The following is a 19,082-nucleotide window of genomic DNA, read 5'->3' as shown; positions in this document are numbered from 1 at the left end:
GACAACATGAGTCCTTCACGTCCATTCATTGAAAGGCCCGTGGCCACTGCGCTGCTGATGATTGCCATCGTGCTGGCAGGGCTGGTGGGGTTCCGCTTTCTGCCGCTGTCGGCCTTGCCCGAGGTGGACTACCCCACCATCCAGGTGCAGACCCTGTACCCTGGGGCCAGCCCCGAGGTCATGAGCCGCACGGTGAGTGCGCCGCTGGAGCGCCAGTTTGGCCAGATGCCCGGGCTCACGCGCATGGCGTCCACCAGCGCCTCGGGGGTGTCCATCATCACGCTGCAGTTTGGCCTGGGGCTGGCGCTGGATGTGGCCGAGCAGGAGGTGCAGGCGGCCATCAACGCGGGCAATTCGCTGCTGCCCGCAGACCTGCCCGCACCGCCGGTGTACGCCAAGGTGAACCCTGCCGACGCGCCGGTGCTCACGCTGGCCATCAGCTCTGACACGCTGCCGCTCACCGAAGTGCAGAACCTGGTGAACACGCGCCTGGCGCAGAAGATCAGCCAGGTTTCGGGTGTGGGGCTGGTGTCGCTGGCGGGTGGGCAGCGGCCTGCCGTGCGCATCCAGGCCGACACCAAGGCGCTGGCGTCGTACGGCATTGGCCTCGATACCCTGCGCACGGCCATCACGTCGGCCAACGCCAACAGTGCCAAGGGCAGTTTTGACGGCCCGCAGCGCTCGTACACCATCAATGCCAACGACCAGTTGCTGACGGTGGACGACTACAAGAACCTCATCGTGTCGTGGCGCAACGGCGCGCCGGTGCGCATGCTGGAGGTGGCGCGTGTGGTGGAGAGTGCGGAGAACAACCGGCTGGGCGCGTGGGCGGGGCTCAACGACCCCCTCCGCGCCGCGCCGGGCCGCCCAAAGCAAGCGGACGCGCCCTCGGGGGGCAGCGAACCACACGAAGTGGGGAACGTGGGGGCTTCCATCACTCCAGCGATCATCCTCAACGTGCAGCGCCAGCCGGGCGCCAACGTGATTGCCACGGTGGACAACATCAAGAAGCTGTTGCCCGAGCTGCAGGCGGGCCTGCCCGCATCGCTCAAGGTGCAGGTGCTGTCGGACCGCACCACGGGCATCCGGGGTTCGGTCCACCATGTGGAGCTGGAACTGGTGCTGGCCGTGCTCATGGTGGTGCTGGTGATCTTCTTCTTTCTGCACAGCCTGCGCGCCACGGTGATTGCCAGCCTGGCCGTGCCCATTTCGCTCATTGGCACCTGCGGCGTGATGTACCTGCTGGGCTACAGCCTCAATAACCTGAGCCTGATGGCGCTGACGATTGCCACCGGCTTTGTGGTGGACGATGCCATTGTGATGATCGAGAACATCGCGCGCTACCTGGAGGCGGGCGAGCCGCCTTTCCAGGCGGCGCTCAAGGGCGCGACGCAGATTGGCTTCACCATCATCTCGCTCACGGTGTCGCTGATCGCGGTGCTGATCCCGCTGCTCTTCATGAGCGATGTGGTCGGCCGGCTTTTTCGCGAGTTCGCGGTCACGCTGGCCATCACCATTCTCATCTCGGGCGTGGTGTCGCTCACCCTTGTGCCCATGATGGCTGCGCGCTGGCTGCGCGCCGAACCTGCGGGTGGCCCGAAGGGCGTCGCGGGCCGTATCAACCGGGGTTTCGAGCGGGTGATTGGCGGCTATGACCGCTGGCTGCAGTGGGTGCTGCGCCACCAGGGCGCAACGCTGGTGGTGGCGGTGATGACGCTGGCCCTCACGGCGCTCTTGTATGTGGTGATCCCGAAGGGGCTTTTTCCCACGCAGGACACCGGGCAACTGCAGGCGCGCGTCGAGGCGTCGCAGGATGTCTCGTACGCCCGCATGAGTGAACTCCAGCAAGCCGCCGTACGCGCCATCTTGCAAGACCCCGACGTGTTGTCACTCAGCTCGTTTGTGGGTGTGGATGCGGCCAACAACACCATGCTCAACGCCGGGCGCATGCTGATCAATCTCAAGCCTGACCGCGACGGGCAGGAGGCCATCATGCAGCGGCTGCGTGAGCGTGTGCGGTCTGTGGCGGGTGTCACGCTGTACCTGCAGCCCACGCAGGATCTGACGATCGATGCGGAAACCGGCCCCACCGAGTACCGCGTGTCGATTGGCGGTGTGGATGCCGCGCAGGTCAACGACTGGACCCGCAAGCTCGCCGAGCGACTGCAGCGCGAGCCCAAGGTGCGCAACGCCACGACCGATGCGGGCGCGCAGGGCCTGTCGGCCTTTGTGGACATTGACCGCAACACGGCATCCCGCCTGTCGGTCACGGCAAGCAGCGTGGACGACACGCTCTACAGCGCGTTTGGCCAGCGCATCGTTTCCACCATCTTCACCGAGACCAACCAGTACCGCGTGATCCTGGAAGCCCAGCAGGAAGGCATGAACACGCCCGAGGCCCTGGGCACCTTGCAGCTGCGCACAGGCTCCGGCACGCCCACGCCGCTGGCGGCTGTGGCCACCATCCGCGAGCAACTGGCGCCGCTGCAGATCACGCGCGTGGCCCAGTACCCGGCGGCAACGCTGGGGTTTGACAAGGCCGAAGGCGTGTCCTTGGGCAGTGCGGTGGACGCCATCCGCGCTGCCGCGAAGGAAATCGGGATGCCGCAGGGCTTGTCGATGGAGTTCCTGGGGGCTGCCGGGGCTTACGAAAAATCGTTGTCGAGCCAGCTGTGGCTCATTCTGGCGGCCATGGTGTGCGTGTACATCGTGCTCGGCGTGCTGTACGAGAGCTATATCCACCCGGTCACGATCCTCTCCACCCTGCCTTCCGCCGGGGTGGGGGCGCTGCTGGCGCTCATGGTGTCGGGCAACGACCTGGGGGTGATCGGCATCATCGGCATCATCCTGCTGATCGGCATCGTCAAGAAGAACGCGATCATGATGATCGACTTCGCCATCGACGCCGAGCGCCACCAGGGCATGGGGCCGCAGCAGGCCATCCACCAGGCCGCGCTGCTGCGCTTTCGCCCCATCCTCATGACCACTCTGGCGGCGCTGTTTGCCGCGCTGCCGCTGATGCTGGGCTGGGGCGAGGGCGCGGAACTGCGCCGGCCCCTGGGGCTGGCGATTTTTGGCGGCCTGATCCTGAGCCAGATGCTCACCCTTTTCACCACGCCGGTGATCTATCTGGCGTTTGACCGGCTGGGCCGCCGTTGGACGGGGCGGGGCACGGCGGCGGCGCCGGTCCAGGCCGGGGAGGTGTCGTGAATCTCTCGCGCCCCTTCGTCGAGCGGCCGGTCGCCACCGTGCTGCTGACCATTGGCGTGGCCCTGGCGGGGATCGCCGCATTTTTTGTGCTGCCCGTATCGCCTTTGCCGCAGGTGGACTATCCGGCCATTTCGGTCTCGGCCAGCCTGGCGGGCGCCAGCCCCGAAACCATGGCCACCAGCGTGGCCACCCCTCTGGAGCGGCGGCTGGGGGTGATTGCCGGGGTCAACGAAATGACCTCGACCAGCTCCAACGGATCGGCGCGTGTGAGCCTGCAGTTCGACCTGAACCGCAACATCGACGCGGCCGCGCGCGAGGTGCAGGCCGCCATCAACGCGGCGCGGGCCGACCTGCCCGCCACGCTGCGCAGCAACCCCACGTATCGCAAGCGCAACTCGGCGGCATCACCCGTCATCATTCTGGCGCTGACCTCCAAGACGCGCACGCCGGGTGAGATCTACGATGCCGTCTCCAACGTGGTGAGCCAGCGCCTGTCGCAGGTGGACGGTGTGGGCGAGGTGGAGATTGGCGGCGGCTCGCTGCCCGCCGTGCGGGTGGAGCTGCTGCCCTTTGCGCTCAACCGCTACGGCATCAGCACCGAAGACGTGCGCGCTGCCATCCAGGCCTCCAACGCCAACCGTCCCAAGGGCGCCATCGAAGGCGACGGGCGCCGCCTGCAGATCTATACACCATCGCCAGCGCGCAAGGCGGCAGAGTACGAATCGCTCATCGTCGCCTGGCGCAACAATGCCGCCGTGCGGCTGGGGGATGTGGCGCGCGTGGTGGACGGGGTGGAAAACCGCCGCACCGTGGGGCTGTTCAACGGCGACCCCGCCATCATCGTGCTGGTCACGCGCCAGCCGGGTGCCAACATTATCGAAACGGTGGATGCCGTGCGCGCGCTGTTGCCCGACCTGCAGGCCCAGCTGCCGCAGGACATCCAGGTGGCCGTGGCGTCGGACAGCACCAACTCCATCCGCTCCTCCCTGCATGAAATCGAGCTGACCCTGATGGTCTCCATCGCCCTCGTGGTGCTGGTGGTGGGCCTCTTCCTGCGCAAGGCGCGGGCCACGGTGATCCCGGCGGTGGCCACTGTGGTGTCGCTGCTGGGAACCTTCGGCGTGATGTACTTCCTGGGCTTCAGCCTGAACAACCTGAGCCTGATGGCGCTGACCGTGGCCACAGGTTTTGTGGTGGACGATGCCATCGTGGTGCTGGAAAACACCATGCGCCACATCGAGGCCGGCATGGACCGCATGCAGGCCGCGCTGCAGGGTGCGCGGGAGGTGGGCTTCACCGTGCTGTCCATCAGCCTGTCGCTGGTGGCGGTGTTCATTCCGCTGCTGTTCATGGACGGCCAGGTGGGGCGGCTGTTCCGCGAATTCGCCATCACGTTGTCAGCGGCGGTGATGATTTCGCTAGTGATCTCGCTCACCACCACGCCCATGATGTGTGCGTGGCTGCTGCGGGCGCACGACCCGGCCAGCGACAAGCCCCCGTCGCGCCTGGCGCGGTGGGCAGAGCGCGGCTACCAGGGCGTGCTGCGCGGGTATGGACACAGCCTGGACTGGGCCCTGGCCAGCAAAGGCCTGGTGGTGCTCATCCTGCTGGCGGTGATCGGGCTCAACGTGTACTTGTTCGCGAAGATCCCTAAAGGGTACTTCCCCGAGCAGGACAACGGCCAGCTCAACGCGGGCCTCAGGGCCGACCAGAGCATTTCGTCCGAAGCCCTGGCGCGCAAGCTGCGCCAGGCCGTGGAGATCATCCGCAAGGACCCAGCGGTGGACACCGTCGTCGGCTTCTCGGGTGGCAGCCGGGCCGGGGGTGGGTTCATGTTTGTGAACCTCAAGCCTTTGAAGCAGCGCACGGACAGCACACCGGCCGTCATTGCGCGGCTGCGGCCGCAGCTCAACCAGATCACCGGCCTCAGGGTGTTTCTGAACCCCGTGCAGGACCTGCGCATGGGCGGGCGCTCCAGCAACTCCACCTACCAGTACACGCTCAAGAGCGACAACATGGCGGACCTCAAGCAATGGGCGGGCAAGCTGGCCGACCGGCTCAAGGACGAAAGCCTGCTCAAGGACGTGGACACCGACCAGGCGGAAAACGGCGTGGAGACCTATGTGGAGGTGGACCGCGACAGCGCTTCGCGCCTGGGCGTGAGCGCCTCGGCCATCGACAACGCGCTGTACAACGCGTTCGGCCAGCGTTCGGTGGCTACGATCTATGGCGAACTCAACCAGTACGCCGTCATCATGGAGTGGGCGCCGGAGTACACCCGGGGCCCGCCGGCCCTGAAAGATATCTACGTGGCCAGCAACCCGACCGGTGCCACGGGGACGGCCGCCAACCCGGGCCAGCGCGGTGCGTCCACGGGCAATGTCATCAGCACTGCGGCGTCGACCATGGTGCCGCTGAGCGCTGTGGCGCGCGTGGTGGAGCGGGCCTCACCCACGTCCATCAGCCACCAGGATGGCGAGCTGGCCACCACCATCTCGTTCAACATCGACCCCGGAACCTCGCTGGCGCAGGCGCGCCAGGTCATCGAGCAGGCCGAGGCCGACATTGCCATGCCCACCAACGTGCGCGGCAGCTTCCAGGGCACGGCGCTCAGCGCCCAGCAGTCGCAGGGGCAACAGCTGTTCCTGATCCTCACCGCCATCGTGGTGATCTACATCGTGCTGGGTGTTCTGTATGAAAGCCTGATCCACCCGATCACGGTGCTGACCACGCTGCCGTCGGCGGGGGTGGGCGCCGTGCTGGCGCTGCTGCTGTTCAACATGCAGTTCACCATCATTGCGCTCATCGGCGTGTTCCTGCTGATCGGCATCGTCAAGAAGAACGCGATCATGATCATCGACTTTGCGCTGGACGCCGAGCGCGCGCGCGGGCTCACGGCCCTGGAGGCCGTGCGCGAAGCCTGCCTGCTGCGGTTTCGCCCGATCCTGATGACCACGATGGCTGCTGCGCTGGGTGCACTGCCGCTGGCCATCGGCTTCGGGCAGGGCTCGGAGCTGCGCCAGCCGCTGGGCGTGGCGATCATCGGCGGGCTCATCGCGAGCCAGTTGCTCACCTTGCTGACGACGCCGGTGGTGTATGTGCTGCTCGACAAGCTGCGCAAGCCCGCACCCAACGAACAACAACTCAGCCGCGCCGGATCCCCCGGTGCCGCTGTCTGATTGCGCACCATGACCCGTCTCTTCATACCCCTCGCACCGGGTGCACGCGCCGCACGCTTGGCCAGCCTCGGGCTCGCGCTGACGCTGCTGTCTGCCTGCTCCGTCACTCCGCCGTACCAGCGCCCCGAGATGCCAGTGCCGGCCACGTTCAAGGAGGCGGGCGCCACCTGGGCGCCAGCCGCGCCTGCCGACGCGCTGGACCGTGGACCCTGGTGGGAGCTGTTCGGAGACGCCGAGCTGAACCGGCTGGCGGAGCAGGTGCAGCTATCCAACCAGAACATTGCCGCAGCAGTGGCTGCCTATGCCCAGGCGCAGGCCGTGGTGCGGCAGCAGCGCGCGGGGCTGCTGCCTTCCGTCAGCCTGTCGGGCGGTGCCACGCGTTCGGGTGGCGAGGGCGCCAGCCGGTCCGGCACCACGACCCAAGCCTCGTTGGGGGTGGACTGGGCCCCGGACCTGTGGGGGCGGCTCGAAAGCGGCGTCAACAATGCCCAGGCCAGTGCGCAAGCCAGCGAGGCCGACCTTGCGTCGGCCCGCCTGTCCGCCGTGGGCAGCCTGGCCTCCGCCTATTTCCAGCTGCGCGAGGCTGATGCGGAAATCGGGCTGCTGCAGGCCACGGTGGAGGGCTACGAGCGCAGCCTGCAGATCGCCAGGAATCGTTATTCCGCCGGAGTGGTGGCCCAGACCGACGTGCTGCAGGCGCAGACTCAGCTGGCAAACGCGCGGGCCGACCTGGCCACCGCGCGCCAGAACCGGGCGCGGTTCGAGCACGCGCTGGCGGTGCTGACGGGGCAGGCGCCCTCCGACTTCGTCGTGCCCAGTGCGCCGTGGGTGGCCCAAGTGCCCGAGGTGCCACCAGGCGTCCCCTCAACCCTGCTGCAGCGCCGCCCCGACATCGCGTCGGCAGAGCGGGCCGTGGCCGCTGCCAACGCGCAGATCGGCATCCAGCGCGCGGCGTACTTTCCCAGCCTGAGCCTGGGCGCCACCCTCGGCAGCGGTGGCAGCAGCGTGGCGGATCTGTTCAAGGCGTCGGGCACTGTGTGGTCGCTGGGGCTGTCCATTGCACAGACTGTGTTTGATGCAGGTGCCACCGCCGCCCGCGTGGAGGAGGCGCAGGCTGCACGCGATGCCCGTGTGGCCGTTTACCGCCAGACCGTGCTGACGGCCTTCCAGAGCGTGGAAGACCAGCTCACCGTGCTGCGCACCCTGCGAGAACAGGAGCCCCTGCGGCGCGAGGCCGTATCGGCCGCCGAACGCACGGCGCAGCAGCTGCTCAACCGCTATCGCGAAGGCCAGGTGGGCTACACCGAGGTGGTGACCGCGCAAGTGTCAGCGCTGTCTGCCCAGCGCGCCCTGCTGCAGCTGCAGGTCAACCGCCAGCTGGCCGTGGTGGCGCTGGTGCAGGCGCTGGGGGGCGGGTGGCAGGCGCCGTGGCAGCCCCCCGCCTGAAGGCTGCGCGGGGCTGCTCGGCATATACTCCTGTTTTGATAGCTGCTAGCGCTTGATAGATAAGCGGTAGAGCCTTGTTTGATTCAAATTTTCTCAAGGAGTGTGCGTGGACGTTGTATTGCTGGTCAAGGCTGCCATCATGGGCGTGGTCGAAGGCCTGACGGAGTTCCTGCCCATTTCTTCCACGGGGCACCTGATCCTGGCGGGCTCTCTGCTGGGATTTGATGATGCCAAGGCCAAGGTGTTTGACATTGCCATCCAGACCGGTGCCATCTTTGCGGTGATCCTGGTGTATTGGCAGAAGATCCGCGCCACGCTGGTGGCCTTGCCCACGCAGCGGCAGGCGCAGCGGTTTGTACTCAATGTGCTCATCGGGTTTTTGCCCGCTGTGGTGCTGGGCCTGTTGTTTGGCAAAGCCATCAAGGCCCATCTGTTTACCCCTGTGGTGGTGGCCAGCACCTTCATCATTGGGGGCTTCATCATTTTGTGGGCAGAGCGCCGATCTCCTGCGGCCACCCGCATCCAGTCGGTGGATGACATGACGCCGCTGGACGCCCTCAAGGTGGGCCTGGTGCAGTGTCTCGCCATGGTGCCGGGCACCAGCCGCAGTGGCTCCACCATCATCGGGGGCATGCTGCTGGGCCTGTCGCGCAAGGCAGCCACCGATTTTTCGTTCTTTCTGGCCATTCCCACGCTCATTGGCGCGGGGGTGTACAGCCTGTACAAGGAGCGCGCGCTGCTGTCGGTGGCCGATCTGCCCATGTTCATCACCGGGCTGGTCTTTTCTTTCCTGAGCGCCTGGCTGTGTGTGCGCTGGTTGTTGCGCTACATCAGTACCCATAGCTTTGTACCGTTTGCGTACTACCGCATCGTGTTTGGCATCGTTGTTCTGGTGACAGCATGGACTGGATGGGTGCAGTGGGCGGACTGATAATCCACCCATGAGCCGTTTTGCCCCCATTGCACCCCTGGTTTCTTGTGCTTCGTTGCTGGCTTGCCTGTGCTCCTGGCCGGCGGCGCACGCCGCGGATGCGCCTGCGGCCGAAGAGCCGCCCAAACCGTTGTTCAACTACGCGCTGGGCGCCATCGTGGGCTCCAGCCCGGACTACGCGGGCGGTGATGGGCGCAAGAACAGCTTGCGGCCCGCATGGGCCATCGAATATGGACGTTTCAGGCTCAGTACCTCGCGTGGCAGCGCCTTCATGGGGCATGGACTGGGTCCGCGCGAATCGGGTGCCAGCGCCACGCTGGCGCAGGGAGATCAATTCAACCTGAGCGCCTCGCTGCGCATCGACAAAGGCCGTGACGGCTCGGACGCACCGATCCTGGTGGGGTTGCCCTCGGTCCGGTCCACGCTGCGCGCGCGGGTGAGCGCTGGGTATGCGCTGACGCCACGGTGGTCTGTGGGCGCCGGGCTTTCGCAGGACATTCTGGGGCGCGACGGCGGCGCGCAGTTGTCCACTAGCGTGGGCTATACCTGGCCCGTGACCGAGCAGACCAAAGTCACTTTCGGCGCAGGCGCGAGCTTTGGGGATCGCACCTATCTGCGCGGTCATTTTGGCGTGCCTGCGGGTGGTTCCGGGGCCTTGCCTGCCTTTGATCCGGGCGCAGGCCTGTACAGCGTGGATGCCGGTGTGGAGGTCATGTCGGCCATCAATCGCCACTGGGTGATTCTGGGTGCGGCGCGTGTATCGCAGCTCAAGGGCGACGCCCGCCGCAGCCCGCTCACCGTCGAGCCCACAGGGTATTCCGTGTCCGTCGGCCTGGCATATCGTTGCTGCCGCTAGTCCACTGAAACCGAGAAATCGGCTGTGCGTGAGGGCGGCCCTGCCAGGCCCTCACCTTTCGGGCCGGGGTGGCAGCAGGCAGCATCGCTGCGTTGCGGGCCTTGCCAAGGCGGCCAACCTTGGCAAGGCCCGCGCCTTGCGCTGCACCCGCTTCCACCTCGGCACACAGCCGATTTCTCGGTTTCAGTGGACTAGCGTGCAACACCGTGCGGGAGCCGGCCTTTTGCGAAGGCCCGTGGGGCCTGCGGGGGCTCCATTGGCCGAAAGTGATAAGCTGGTGCTGACACACTGTTACCTGTAGCAGGGCGATGCAAAGCGGCCACCGCGAAGGAGGTGCAGCGTTGGATCGCCCCCCTGTCGATGACCATCTGCCCGCCGGGGCTATCGCCGCATGATGCAAGACGAGCCTGAGTTGTCGCAGCCCCCCACAGCCGTCCATCAGGATTCCTGGTCCAAGGCTGAATTGCTGGATCTGATCACCCGCAGCGCGGGTGCCACCATGGCCGTGATCGACCGCAGTCTGGCCATGATCTATGTCAACGAGGAATACGCCCGCTGGTTCGGCGCCGTGCCCCAGCAGTTGGTGGGGAAAACTCTGGTCGAGGTGTATGGTGAGAGCGACTGCGCCCGATTCATGCCCTTCGTCGAGCGTGTGCTGCAGGGCGAGCGGGTGCAGTACCAGCGCCTTCTGCGCACACCGTATGGCATTGATGAATGGCGCACCATCTGCCTGACCCCCTGGCACAACCGGCAGGGGCTGGTGGACGGCTTCATCACCACGGCGCTCGACGTTCATGAACTGCAGGTCACCATGAATGCGCTGCGCGCTGCCAACCAGCGGCTTTCCTCGCACATGGAAAACAGCCCGCTTGCGGTGCTGGAGATGGACCACAACCTCAGGCTCCTGCACTGTTCGCAGCGCGCTGTGCAGCTCATGGGCTGGCTGCAGGTGGCGGGGCTGGAGGGGCGGTTGCTGACGGAACTTGTGGATCCCTCACTTCAGGACGATGGGCTTCAGAGTGCGCTACAGCGCCTGCAGACGGGGCAGGAGTCCCAGAACCGCGCGGAGACCTGCTTTGTGCGGGAGGACGGTAGCGAAGTGCATTGCGAGTGGTTCAACTCCGCACTGACCGACGCCCAGGGGCAGGTCACATCGATCATGGCGCTGGTCCAGGATGTCTCGGCCAAGATCCAGATCGCCCGCCAGCAGCACTATTTGGCCAACCACGATTCACTCACGGGCCTGCTCAATCGTGCGGCTTTTCAGAGCCGTCTGGAGCAGTCCCTGACGCAGGCGCGATGCAATGCCGGGTCTGTGGCCTTGCTGTTCATCGACCTCGATGGGTTCAAGGGGGTGAACGACGCCGAAGGCCATCGCGCCGGTGACGAAGTGCTGCGCATTGTGGCCCAACGCATTGCCAGCACGGTGCGTGCGGGCGACACCATGGCACGCCTGGGTGGCGACGAATTCCTGGTCATGCTCGACCGAGATGTCACCCGCGACGTGACCGACACCATCGGCCACCGCATCATCGAGGCATTGCACCAGCCCATGGTTGTGGAAGGGCGTGACCTTTTCATCGGCGCCAGCATTGGCGTGGCCGTGTATCCCCCGCTGGAGGGGGATATCGACGCCCTGATGAACCGCGCCGACCAGGCGATGTACTCGGCCAAACGCGCGGGCAAAGGCCGGCTCCATTACGCGGAAGCGGCCCGTTCCTGAGCGGTGGTCTACCGCTCCAGGGAGGCTGGCCTGCAGCGCCTCCTCTACAGGCTGGGCAGCCGGACGCTCTGCTGAAAGTGGAAGAAGTTCCCGGGGTCGTACTGGGCCTTGACCTGCTGAAGCTGCGGGTATGCAGGGCCCCAATAGGCCTGGGCAAAGTCCTGCAGGCTTGCGTCGGGATAGTTCTGGTACACGTGGCCGTTCAGGAAGGGTTTGACCAGGTTCATGAACCCATCGAGCCAGGCTTCCATCTGGGCCCGCTCGGTGTCATTGGTCCAGAACACGTCCACCACGAGGTCGGCATCCACATGGCGGTGGATGAAAGCGCTGTCGGCCACGGGATAGCGGTTGATGGCGCCGCCATAGGGTTCCAGATAAGCCAGCGACCAGGGGTTGGGCGAGGTCTTGAAGTAATCGATGATGCGTTGCCAGTCGGCTGTTGACAGCGGCGTGCTGATGTAGCCGCAGGCCTTGGTTTCCGCCACGCCGTCGGGCAGGTTGTCTGGCAAGGTGTAGGGGTGGTCTTCCAGCCAGATATTCATGTCGGGGTAGGTGCCCGTCTTGTCCACCAGCAGCTGTGCGCTCGGTATCGCCATGAGGCGTGCAATGGCCTTCATGCCCTCATCGCGCGTGCCGCAGAACATGCCTTGCACCATGTAGACCGGCGTACTGTTCTGGTAGCCCAGGTTCATCATGTAGCCCAGGGCATCGGGTGCGCCGGTTTTCATGTAGTGGGCTTGCATCGTCGTCAGGACTTCGGCGGCATGCGCGGCGTCCCAGCTGATGGCCCAGGCCCACACCTGGTCCAGCCGGTGCATGCGGTAGGTGACCTGCAGCAACACACCAAAGTTGCCGCCCGTGCCACCGCGCATGGCCCAGTAGAGCCCCGGGTTCTCCTGCGCGCTGGCCGTGACGATGCTGCCGTTGGCAAGCGCCACCCGGAACGATTCCACCAGATCGCTCTGGATGCCGAAGGCCCGCGATGTATAGCCATAGCCGCCACCCTGCACGAAGCCCCCCACGCACACGCTGCCGCACGCTCCCGTGGGCACATGCCAGCCGGTGTGGTTCATCGCGCCGTTGAAATGGTCGAAATCGGTGCCCGGCAGCACATGCACGCGTTCGCGGGGTGGGTCCAGCACCACGCCTTTCAGGTCGCTCAGGTCCACCACCATGCCGCTGTTGACGGAGTAGCCTGCCGTGCTGTGCCCGCCGCAGCGCACGGCCACCCACAGGTTGTAGGTGCGGGCCACGGCAAGGCATTCGAGCACGTCGTGTTCGCAGGCGCAGTAGACGATGATCTCGGGATAAGCCTGAAACGCGGGGTTGGACTCTTGCCGCGCGGCGTTGTAGTCGGGGCTGGACGGCAGCACGATGCGGCCCACCAGCTTGGCCTCCAGCGCAGCCACGGCGTCCCAGGTCAGGGTTGCGCCCGGCGCGTTCGGTGCGGCCTGGCGTGTAGCCAGCGACTCAAAATGCGCAATGCGGGCGTCTTTGGCAATGCGGGCGGGACTTTTGCGATGGGCCATGGTGAACAATCCTTGGGTGGTAACGCGAAGCCCCGTGTTTAACGGAAGCCAGGCCGTTTGACCAGTTCGGAATGGCCCTTGGGGCTCAGCCGCCGGGTGCGGTGTGCACTGGTAGCGCTCAGGCCGACGACAGCGCCAGGTCCCCGGTGTTGCGGCGAAGGCAGAATTTCCCCCCTTGCTTGCCGCTGTACATTGCCGCATCCGCCAGCTTCAGCAGGCCCAGTGCATCGTTGCTGTCGTCCGGTGCAATCGCGTAGCCGATGGTCAATCCCACTTCCACCTGTAGATCGCCCAGCGAGAAAGGGGTGCGAAAAGCTTCCAGCAGTTTGAGCCCCAGCTCCTGGGCTTGCTGGCTGCTGCCAAGGTGGCCCGCCATCACCACAAATTCATCGCCGCCCAGGCGCGCTACCACGTCACTCTGGCGCACATGGCCTTGCAGCCGACGGGTCACGGCGATCAGCAGTTCATCGCCCACATCGTGGCCGTGCCGGTCGTTGACGGGCTTGAAACCATCGAGGTCCATCACGTACACGGCCAGCAGGCTGTTGGGGCCGCTGTGGGGCAGGGCGGAGGCCAGGGCAATGCTCAGGCCACGCCGATTGGGCAAGCCGGTCAAGGGGTCGGTATGGGCCAGCGAGTGCATCGCGTCGCGCTCGCGGTTGGCATCCAGCGCCTCGAGCCGCAATGCCTTGGTGCGCAGGCCCAGCACGCGCATGAAGAGCAGCATGTCCAGCGTTGCACCAAACTGGAAGGAATGCAAAGTCCAGAAATTCACCGGCACCCAGCCGTTGATGACGCCGATGACGATCGCGGTCGCAATGAAGTAGACCAACCAGGCCAGCAGCAGGCTGGTGCCGACCCCATCACCCCGGATCGCACGGCGTGCCGCACCGGGGATGCCCATCAGGGCGGGTACAAGGCCCAGGATGCTCACAATGGCTGCAATGGCGCGGGTGGAGATGGCATCCAGTCCGTATGCCAGTGCAAGGAGCACACACAGTGCCGCTCCACAGCGCATGAAGCGCAGAAAGCGTTTGTTGGAGTCGGGCTCCGACAGGGCCTGTCCGATGAAGAGGAACGAACCACAGGTGGCGAGCAAGGCAGAGAGCCCTCCCATGTGGACTTCATGCCAGAGGCTGTCGCTCCAGAGGAACTGCCGACCCACGCCGAACAGGTGCATCGAAAACAGCAGGCTGCCGGATGTGAGCAATGCGTAGTAGATGAACAGTGGCTCGCGCAGGCTCAGCCACTGGCCCACGCTGTACACAAGCAGGCACAGGGCCAGCCCGGTCAATACGCCCTGCAGCATTTGCTCGTTGACCGCCTTGCTGAGCATGGCTGCAGGCTTGTAGAACGAGATTGGCAGGATCATCGCCCCCCGGGTCTGGATGCGCACCAACAGTTCGTACTGCAACCCGGGCCTCAGATTCAGCGTGAGCGCGTGGGATCGGCTTTGCAATGGACGGTGCGCGTAAGGGTGCAGGCTGCCCAGGGTTGCTTGCTGGACCACATAGCCGCTGGTCGTGAGGTAGACGCCGATGTGGTTCAGGTCGGAGTGGTTGACATCCAGGATCCACTGGGCGTCAGACGTCGAGGCCACTTCGAACGGGATGCGCAGCCAGACTGCATCGGGCCTCACCCCCAACGTAGCGCCCACGCTAGGGGGCGGGGTGAACTTGTCGGACTGCGCCAGTACATCTTCCACTGAAAGCTGAAGGCTGGGATCGCTCAGTAGCGTGACGGCTGGCCATGCATCGATGGCTCCCCGCTCGTCGTTCAGCAGCAAGGGTGAGCTACCTGCCCACGCCCAGGGGCAGACCATCAACGCCCAGAGCAAAGCCAGCCAAGGGAGGTGGTGGGGCCGGGGCCGGTTCGGCATGGGGTGACGGCGGGGCATGGTCGGGCTGGTTCAGTATAGGCAAGGCACCACGGTGCAGGAGGCCTGTTTCATGGCGCAAGCGCCAGTTCGCCACTGTTGCGCAGGATGGAGCTTTTGCCCCCTTGCTTGCCGGCATACATGGCTGCATCGGCAAGACGGATCAACCCATGGGAGTCGTCGCTGTCCAGGGGGGCCAGGGCATAGCCGATGGTCAGTCCCACCTTCAGGTTCAGGTCGCCCAGGGAGAACGGCGCATCGAAAGCGTGCAGCAGGGATCGGCCCAGCTCTTCGGCATGGTGCGGACTTTCGAGATGGCAGGCCATGACGATGAATTCATCCCCGCCCAGCCTTGCTACCAGGTCCGTCTGCTGGCGGACACTGGTTTGCAGCCGCTTGCCCACAGCCACCAGCAGGTCGTCGCCCACATCGTGGCCATGTGAGTCATTGATGGGCTTGAACCCGTCCAGATCGATCAGATACACCGCGACCAGATGGCTTGGTGAGCTGGAAGACAGCGCAAGTTGCAGCGCATGCTGCAGCCCACGCCGGTTGCTCAGACCTGTCAGTGGGTCGCTGTGCGCCAGCGAATGCATGATGTCGCGCTCGCGCAGCGCCTCCTGTGCTTTCATCCGCATGGCTCTGGCGCGCAGCCCCATGACGCGCAAGAACAGCAGCATGTCCAGCGTGGCGCCGAACTGGAATGAGTGCAGCGTCCAGAAGTTCGCGGGCACCCAGCCCTGCACCAGGCACACCATGAGTGCGGCAGCCACACCGTAGGCAATCCAGGCCGCCAGCAGGGTGGTGCCGATGGGGTCTTTTTGCCGCACCCGCGTGATGGCAGCAGGCACGCTGATAAGAGAAGGCAGGGGGCCTACCAGACTCATGAAAGCGATGGCGATGGGGATGCTCAGCCAGCCCAGCGTGACGGCAACGCAGACCACTGCTGTGATCGCTGCACCTGCGCGCATGGCGCGTGCGTACCGGCTTTGCGGGTTGTCTGCCAGTGCGGCACTCAGGAACAGGAACGAGCCCGCCAGGGCAATCAACCCAGCGGCCAGTCCTGCATACCGGCTCATCCACAGATTGCCCGGCCATAAAAACTGGTCGCCAATGCCGAAGAACTGCAGCGAAAAACCCGCGCTGCCCAGCACCACCAGTGCATAAAAGCCGAACAAGTGCTCGCGCTGCGTGAACCACTGGATCAGGCTGTACGCCAGCAGGCACAACGCCAGCCCGTTGAGCAGACCCTGCAACATCTGCTCGCGCAGGGCCTGGTGCATCTGGTAGGGCATTTCGCCGACCGTGATGGGCAGGATCAGTGGTCCGGTGGCTTGCACCCGTATCAGCAGGTCGTAAGCCTGTCCGGCCTGCAGGTCGAATGCCATCGCTGGCGTGCGGCTGGATAGCTGCATCTGATCACGCTGGCTGGTGCGAATCTGCTGGAGCACTCGGCCGCCACTGGTCAGGTAAATCTCGGCCTGCAGCGAGCTGTAGCCGATATCCACCATCCAGGGGGCGCGCGGTGTCTTGGGCGCGACGATGGGAATGTGCAGCCACATGGCTGCCTTGTGCACACCCAGCGAGCCACCGCGCCGGGCAGGCGCCTCGAACTCATTCAGGCGTTCCAGCATGTCCTGCACCGAAAGCTGGTACGTGGGATCGGCCTTGAGCGTGATGGCTTCCCAGGCATTCATCTGCGGCCGATCCTGCGTCAGCACAAGAGGCGCGTTCGCCTGCACGCCCGCAGGCAGAGCCATGATGACGAACAGCCAAAGCAGGCTGGACGCCACGCCGCAGCGCGCACGACCAAGCCGGGTGATCGTCAGGAGGGCGCAGACCAGCGGGGACATTGGCGTGGGAACAACGGCTATGTGGGTTGCTGCGCCTGGGCGGGGTGTGCGGCAGGGGCCTGGGCGGCCAGGCCCGCGCTCCAGCTGCCGCGCGTCGTCAGCCGGTCTTCGATCCGGTTGATCCAGCCCGGCGCGTGGGGGTCATCGCTCCAGCTGTGCACCACCTCGTCCACCTGGTTGAGCAACTCGGTGGGCAGTTGGAGGGGGCGGGTCTGGCTCATCAGCACGCGGCTCATGAAGTGGTAGCCCAGGATGCGCGTGAGTGTCCTCACGATCGAGAACCGGGGCAGCACCAGGCGCAGCACGGTGTCGATGGCACGGGCGATCAGCAACACCCCCCAGAACAGCAGCGCCGATGGCCACGGAACAGGCTGGGTCAGGCCCAGGTCGCTGGCCGTGTCGCGCCCGCACAGGTAGCGGGTCATGAGTTCGGGAAAGGGTTTCACAATGTTCCAGGGCAGCGAGTTCTCCATGGTCTGCATCAAGGCCCGGCCCAGGGCAGGGCGGGGGTCCGGTGTGACGGGTTCGGCGCGGCCCCGGGCCTGCATGCGCGCCATCAGGGCCTGGCCCTGGTCCATGGTGTCCACCATCAAGGCCCGGTCGATGCCCAGGATGTGGCCCACCACGTTCCAGGCGTGCAGGTAGGCCTCTTCGTCGGCCGTGCGCAACCTCAGCCCCAAGCGGCGCAAGCTGCGCAAAAACACATAGCCAAACGTTAGCAAGGTGTAGGCCAGCTCTTCCTGGTTGCAGGGCAGTCCATCGCCTTTCAGGTTCCAGCCGCGGGCGTACAGCGTCTGGAACATGGCCTGACGCCCGCCCCCGCTGGGCAGGGCTTGTGGTGCCACCTGCCCGCTGCCCCCGGCCAGCAGCTGTTTGACGGCACTTTGCGGGCTGCCGTGCAGGATCAGGTTGCGGATGGTGGCGTGGATCAGCCGCACCTTGAGCACCTGCGCCACGCCCGCGCCGCGCTGGCTGAGGCCACCGTGCAGCATCACGGGGAAGATCATCGCGGCCGTGGACCGGATGCGGTACTCGGCGTTCTGCTCCAGCTGGCCCGAGGTGTGCAGCACGCTGGAGAGGTCGGGGATCACATAACACTCGGGCAGGCTGGCGCAAAACAGCAGGATGCACGACAGCGCCCCATGCTCCATGAACAGCTTCTCGGCACGCTCGATCTTTTTCGCATCGGCCCAGGACGGCAGCGCTTGCGCGGTCTGCACGTAGTGGTTCAGTGCCCGGGCCATGGCTGCATCCACCCCGTCACCTTGGGCGGTCCAGCCCACCAGGCTCTTGTTGTCCGTCCATTGGCCGAACAGGCGGTTCACGGTGTCGATGCGCGCCCATTGCGGCGCATCCACCGCGACGTCCCCTGCGGGCCAGTCGCCCAGGATGTCGGCGATGGTCTGGTCGGCCAGGGGGTCGGCGTGGTGCTGCATACCCGCCAGTTCGGCGTCCGAGATGGTGTTGGAGTGTGACGTGTTCTGGTTCATACGCTGGCCTTTGCGGGGGCTGCCCAGCGCTGGTACCCGGCCAGCGCGCACAACAAGGGGATGCCCATCGCAAACGGCGCAATGGAGCGGATTTCCACCGGATTGCCCAGGATCATCTGAAACACCATATTGCTCCCATACAGTGCCAGCGGAACCAGGGCATGGTGGCGCAAGAACGGGCTGGATGGCTGCAGGGCCTGTTTGCGAACCGACATGCGGAAACCGAAGATGATGACGAAGGACACGAACACCCAGCCAAAAAACCCCTGCACCGTCTCCCCAAACCATGCGCCATCGGTCTTGGTCATGATCCAGGCCTTGAGGGTGTACACCATGTAAGGGTCGGCGCCCAGATCAAACGCCGTGACGATCATCGCTGCCAGAAATGACAGCATGGCGGCATTGCCCAGGCCCCGCGCGCCGTCCACCGCGCTTTGCCAGACGATGAGGTTGCAGATCACATACCCCGCATAGGTCAGCGAAAACCACATCAGCGGGATGACCAGGGGCACGTCCCCCAGACGGGGACCCAGCACGTCGGTGTAGGTGTACTGGCCAAAGAACCAGCCGCGCGAGGAGCCCATCTGCTCGGCAAACCAGCCAAAACTCACGGCAATCAGCACAAACTGCAGCGCTGGCCGCGCGCCCAGCAAATGGGTGGCACTGGCCCAGCAGCAGGCAAACATCACGACCGAGGCAATCACCAGGGCAATGGTGGTGTCGTTGTGGGTGCGGACTGCGAGGATGACCAGATAGACGGCCAGCAGCACATAGCTGAGCACAGGCAATCGCGAGGCAAAGTGAGGCAGGGTGGGCATGGGGGTGTATCACACTGTAACAACTCCCCCAGTGTAGGGGATTGCTCCACTCCGGGCGAACCTTGTTTGCCCTGATCGAAGGCCGTCTTGGCGGGGCTTTTCGGCGCTATTCGGGGCATTGCAGGAGGTATTGGGTGCTATGCCGCCCCAAACCCCGCAGCCCCCCAACAC

The 19,082-nt window shown here is 65.3% G+C and carries 11 protein-coding genes; 6 read left to right on the top strand and 5 right to left on the bottom strand.

Translation table 11 applies throughout. The annotated features are described in order from the left end of the window. Window positions 1-6 precede the first annotated feature (6 nt). From ACQ4MJ_RS13805 to ACQ4MJ_RS13780, 6 genes are all read left to right on the top strand, one after another. Window positions 7-3,210 (top strand): efflux RND transporter permease subunit, encoded by a 3,204-nt coding sequence (locus tag ACQ4MJ_RS13805; RefSeq protein ID WP_431152315.1) that lies wholly within the window; start codon window positions 7-9, stop codon window positions 3,208-3,210. Beyond that, on the top strand, window positions 3,207-6,389 hold the full coding sequence (locus ACQ4MJ_RS13800; protein WP_228900030.1) for an efflux RND transporter permease subunit: 3,183 nt from the start codon (window positions 3,207-3,209) through the stop codon (window positions 6,387-6,389). Before ACQ4MJ_RS13805 ends, ACQ4MJ_RS13800 begins: the two co-directional genes overlap by 4 nt. 9 nt (window positions 6,390-6,398) lie before the next feature. After that, a complete protein-coding gene (locus ACQ4MJ_RS13795) occupies window positions 6,399-7,835 on the top strand; it encodes an efflux transporter outer membrane subunit (protein ID WP_431152316.1) in 1,437 nt (478 codons plus the stop codon). Between the two features lie 106 nt (window positions 7,836-7,941). Then, the gene (locus ACQ4MJ_RS13790) at window positions 7,942-8,766 is read left to right on the top strand and encodes an undecaprenyl-diphosphate phosphatase (RefSeq protein ID WP_121422620.1); all 825 of its coding nucleotides are present in this window, start codon (window positions 7,942-7,944) and stop codon (window positions 8,764-8,766) included. A 10-nt stretch (window positions 8,767-8,776) separates the two neighbouring features. Beyond that, window positions 8,777-9,622 carry a MipA/OmpV family protein gene (locus ACQ4MJ_RS13785; protein ID WP_233573352.1) on the top strand — a complete coding sequence of 282 codons (846 nt, stop codon included), beginning with the start codon at window positions 8,777-8,779 and terminating at the stop codon, window positions 9,620-9,622. 391 nt (window positions 9,623-10,013) lie between these two features. After that, entirely contained in the window at window positions 10,014-11,345 is a 1,332-nt protein-coding gene (locus tag ACQ4MJ_RS13780; RefSeq protein WP_431152317.1) for a diguanylate cyclase domain-containing protein, read from the top strand. A 44-nt stretch (window positions 11,346-11,389) separates the two neighbouring features. Here the strand turns inward: ACQ4MJ_RS13780 and ACQ4MJ_RS13775 are convergent, their stop codons facing one another. The 5 genes from ACQ4MJ_RS13775 to ACQ4MJ_RS13755 all read right to left on the bottom strand — a co-directional run bounded on the left by ACQ4MJ_RS13775 (window position 11,390) and on the right by ACQ4MJ_RS13755 (window position 18,911). Further along, window positions 11,390-12,874, bottom strand: a complete 1,485-nt coding sequence (locus tag ACQ4MJ_RS13775; RefSeq protein WP_431152318.1) for an FAD-binding oxidoreductase — start codon at window positions 12,872-12,874, stop codon at window positions 11,390-11,392. Window positions 12,875-12,992: 118 nt separating this feature from the next. Continuing rightward, complete coding sequence (locus ACQ4MJ_RS13770; protein ID WP_218299156.1) at window positions 12,993-14,771, bottom strand: diguanylate cyclase; 1,779 nt, start codon at window positions 14,769-14,771, stop codon at window positions 12,993-12,995. Window positions 14,772-14,821: 50 nt separating this feature from the next. After that, window positions 14,822-16,603, bottom strand: coding sequence for a diguanylate cyclase domain-containing protein (locus ACQ4MJ_RS13765; RefSeq protein ID WP_431152319.1), 1,782 nt, complete (start codon window positions 16,601-16,603; stop codon window positions 14,822-14,824). Between the two features lie 17 nt (window positions 16,604-16,620). Further along, entirely contained in the window at window positions 16,621-18,093 is a 1,473-nt protein-coding gene (locus tag ACQ4MJ_RS13760; protein WP_228900054.1) for an oxygenase MpaB family protein, read from the bottom strand. Further along, window positions 18,090-18,911 (bottom strand): carotenoid biosynthesis protein, encoded by an 822-nt coding sequence (locus ACQ4MJ_RS13755; protein ID WP_055397363.1) that lies wholly within the window; start codon window positions 18,909-18,911, stop codon window positions 18,090-18,092. The genes ACQ4MJ_RS13760 and ACQ4MJ_RS13755 overlap by 4 nt, the downstream gene beginning before the upstream one ends. Window positions 18,912-19,082 lie beyond the last annotated feature (171 nt).

It is taken from the genome of Acidovorax facilis (genome assembly GCF_050626955.1).
Lineage (GTDB): Bacteria > Pseudomonadota > Gammaproteobacteria > Burkholderiales > Burkholderiaceae_C > Acidovorax > Acidovorax facilis.
Note: the sequence above shows the minus strand (reverse complement) of the source record. Positions and strands in the feature narration are given on the sequence as shown.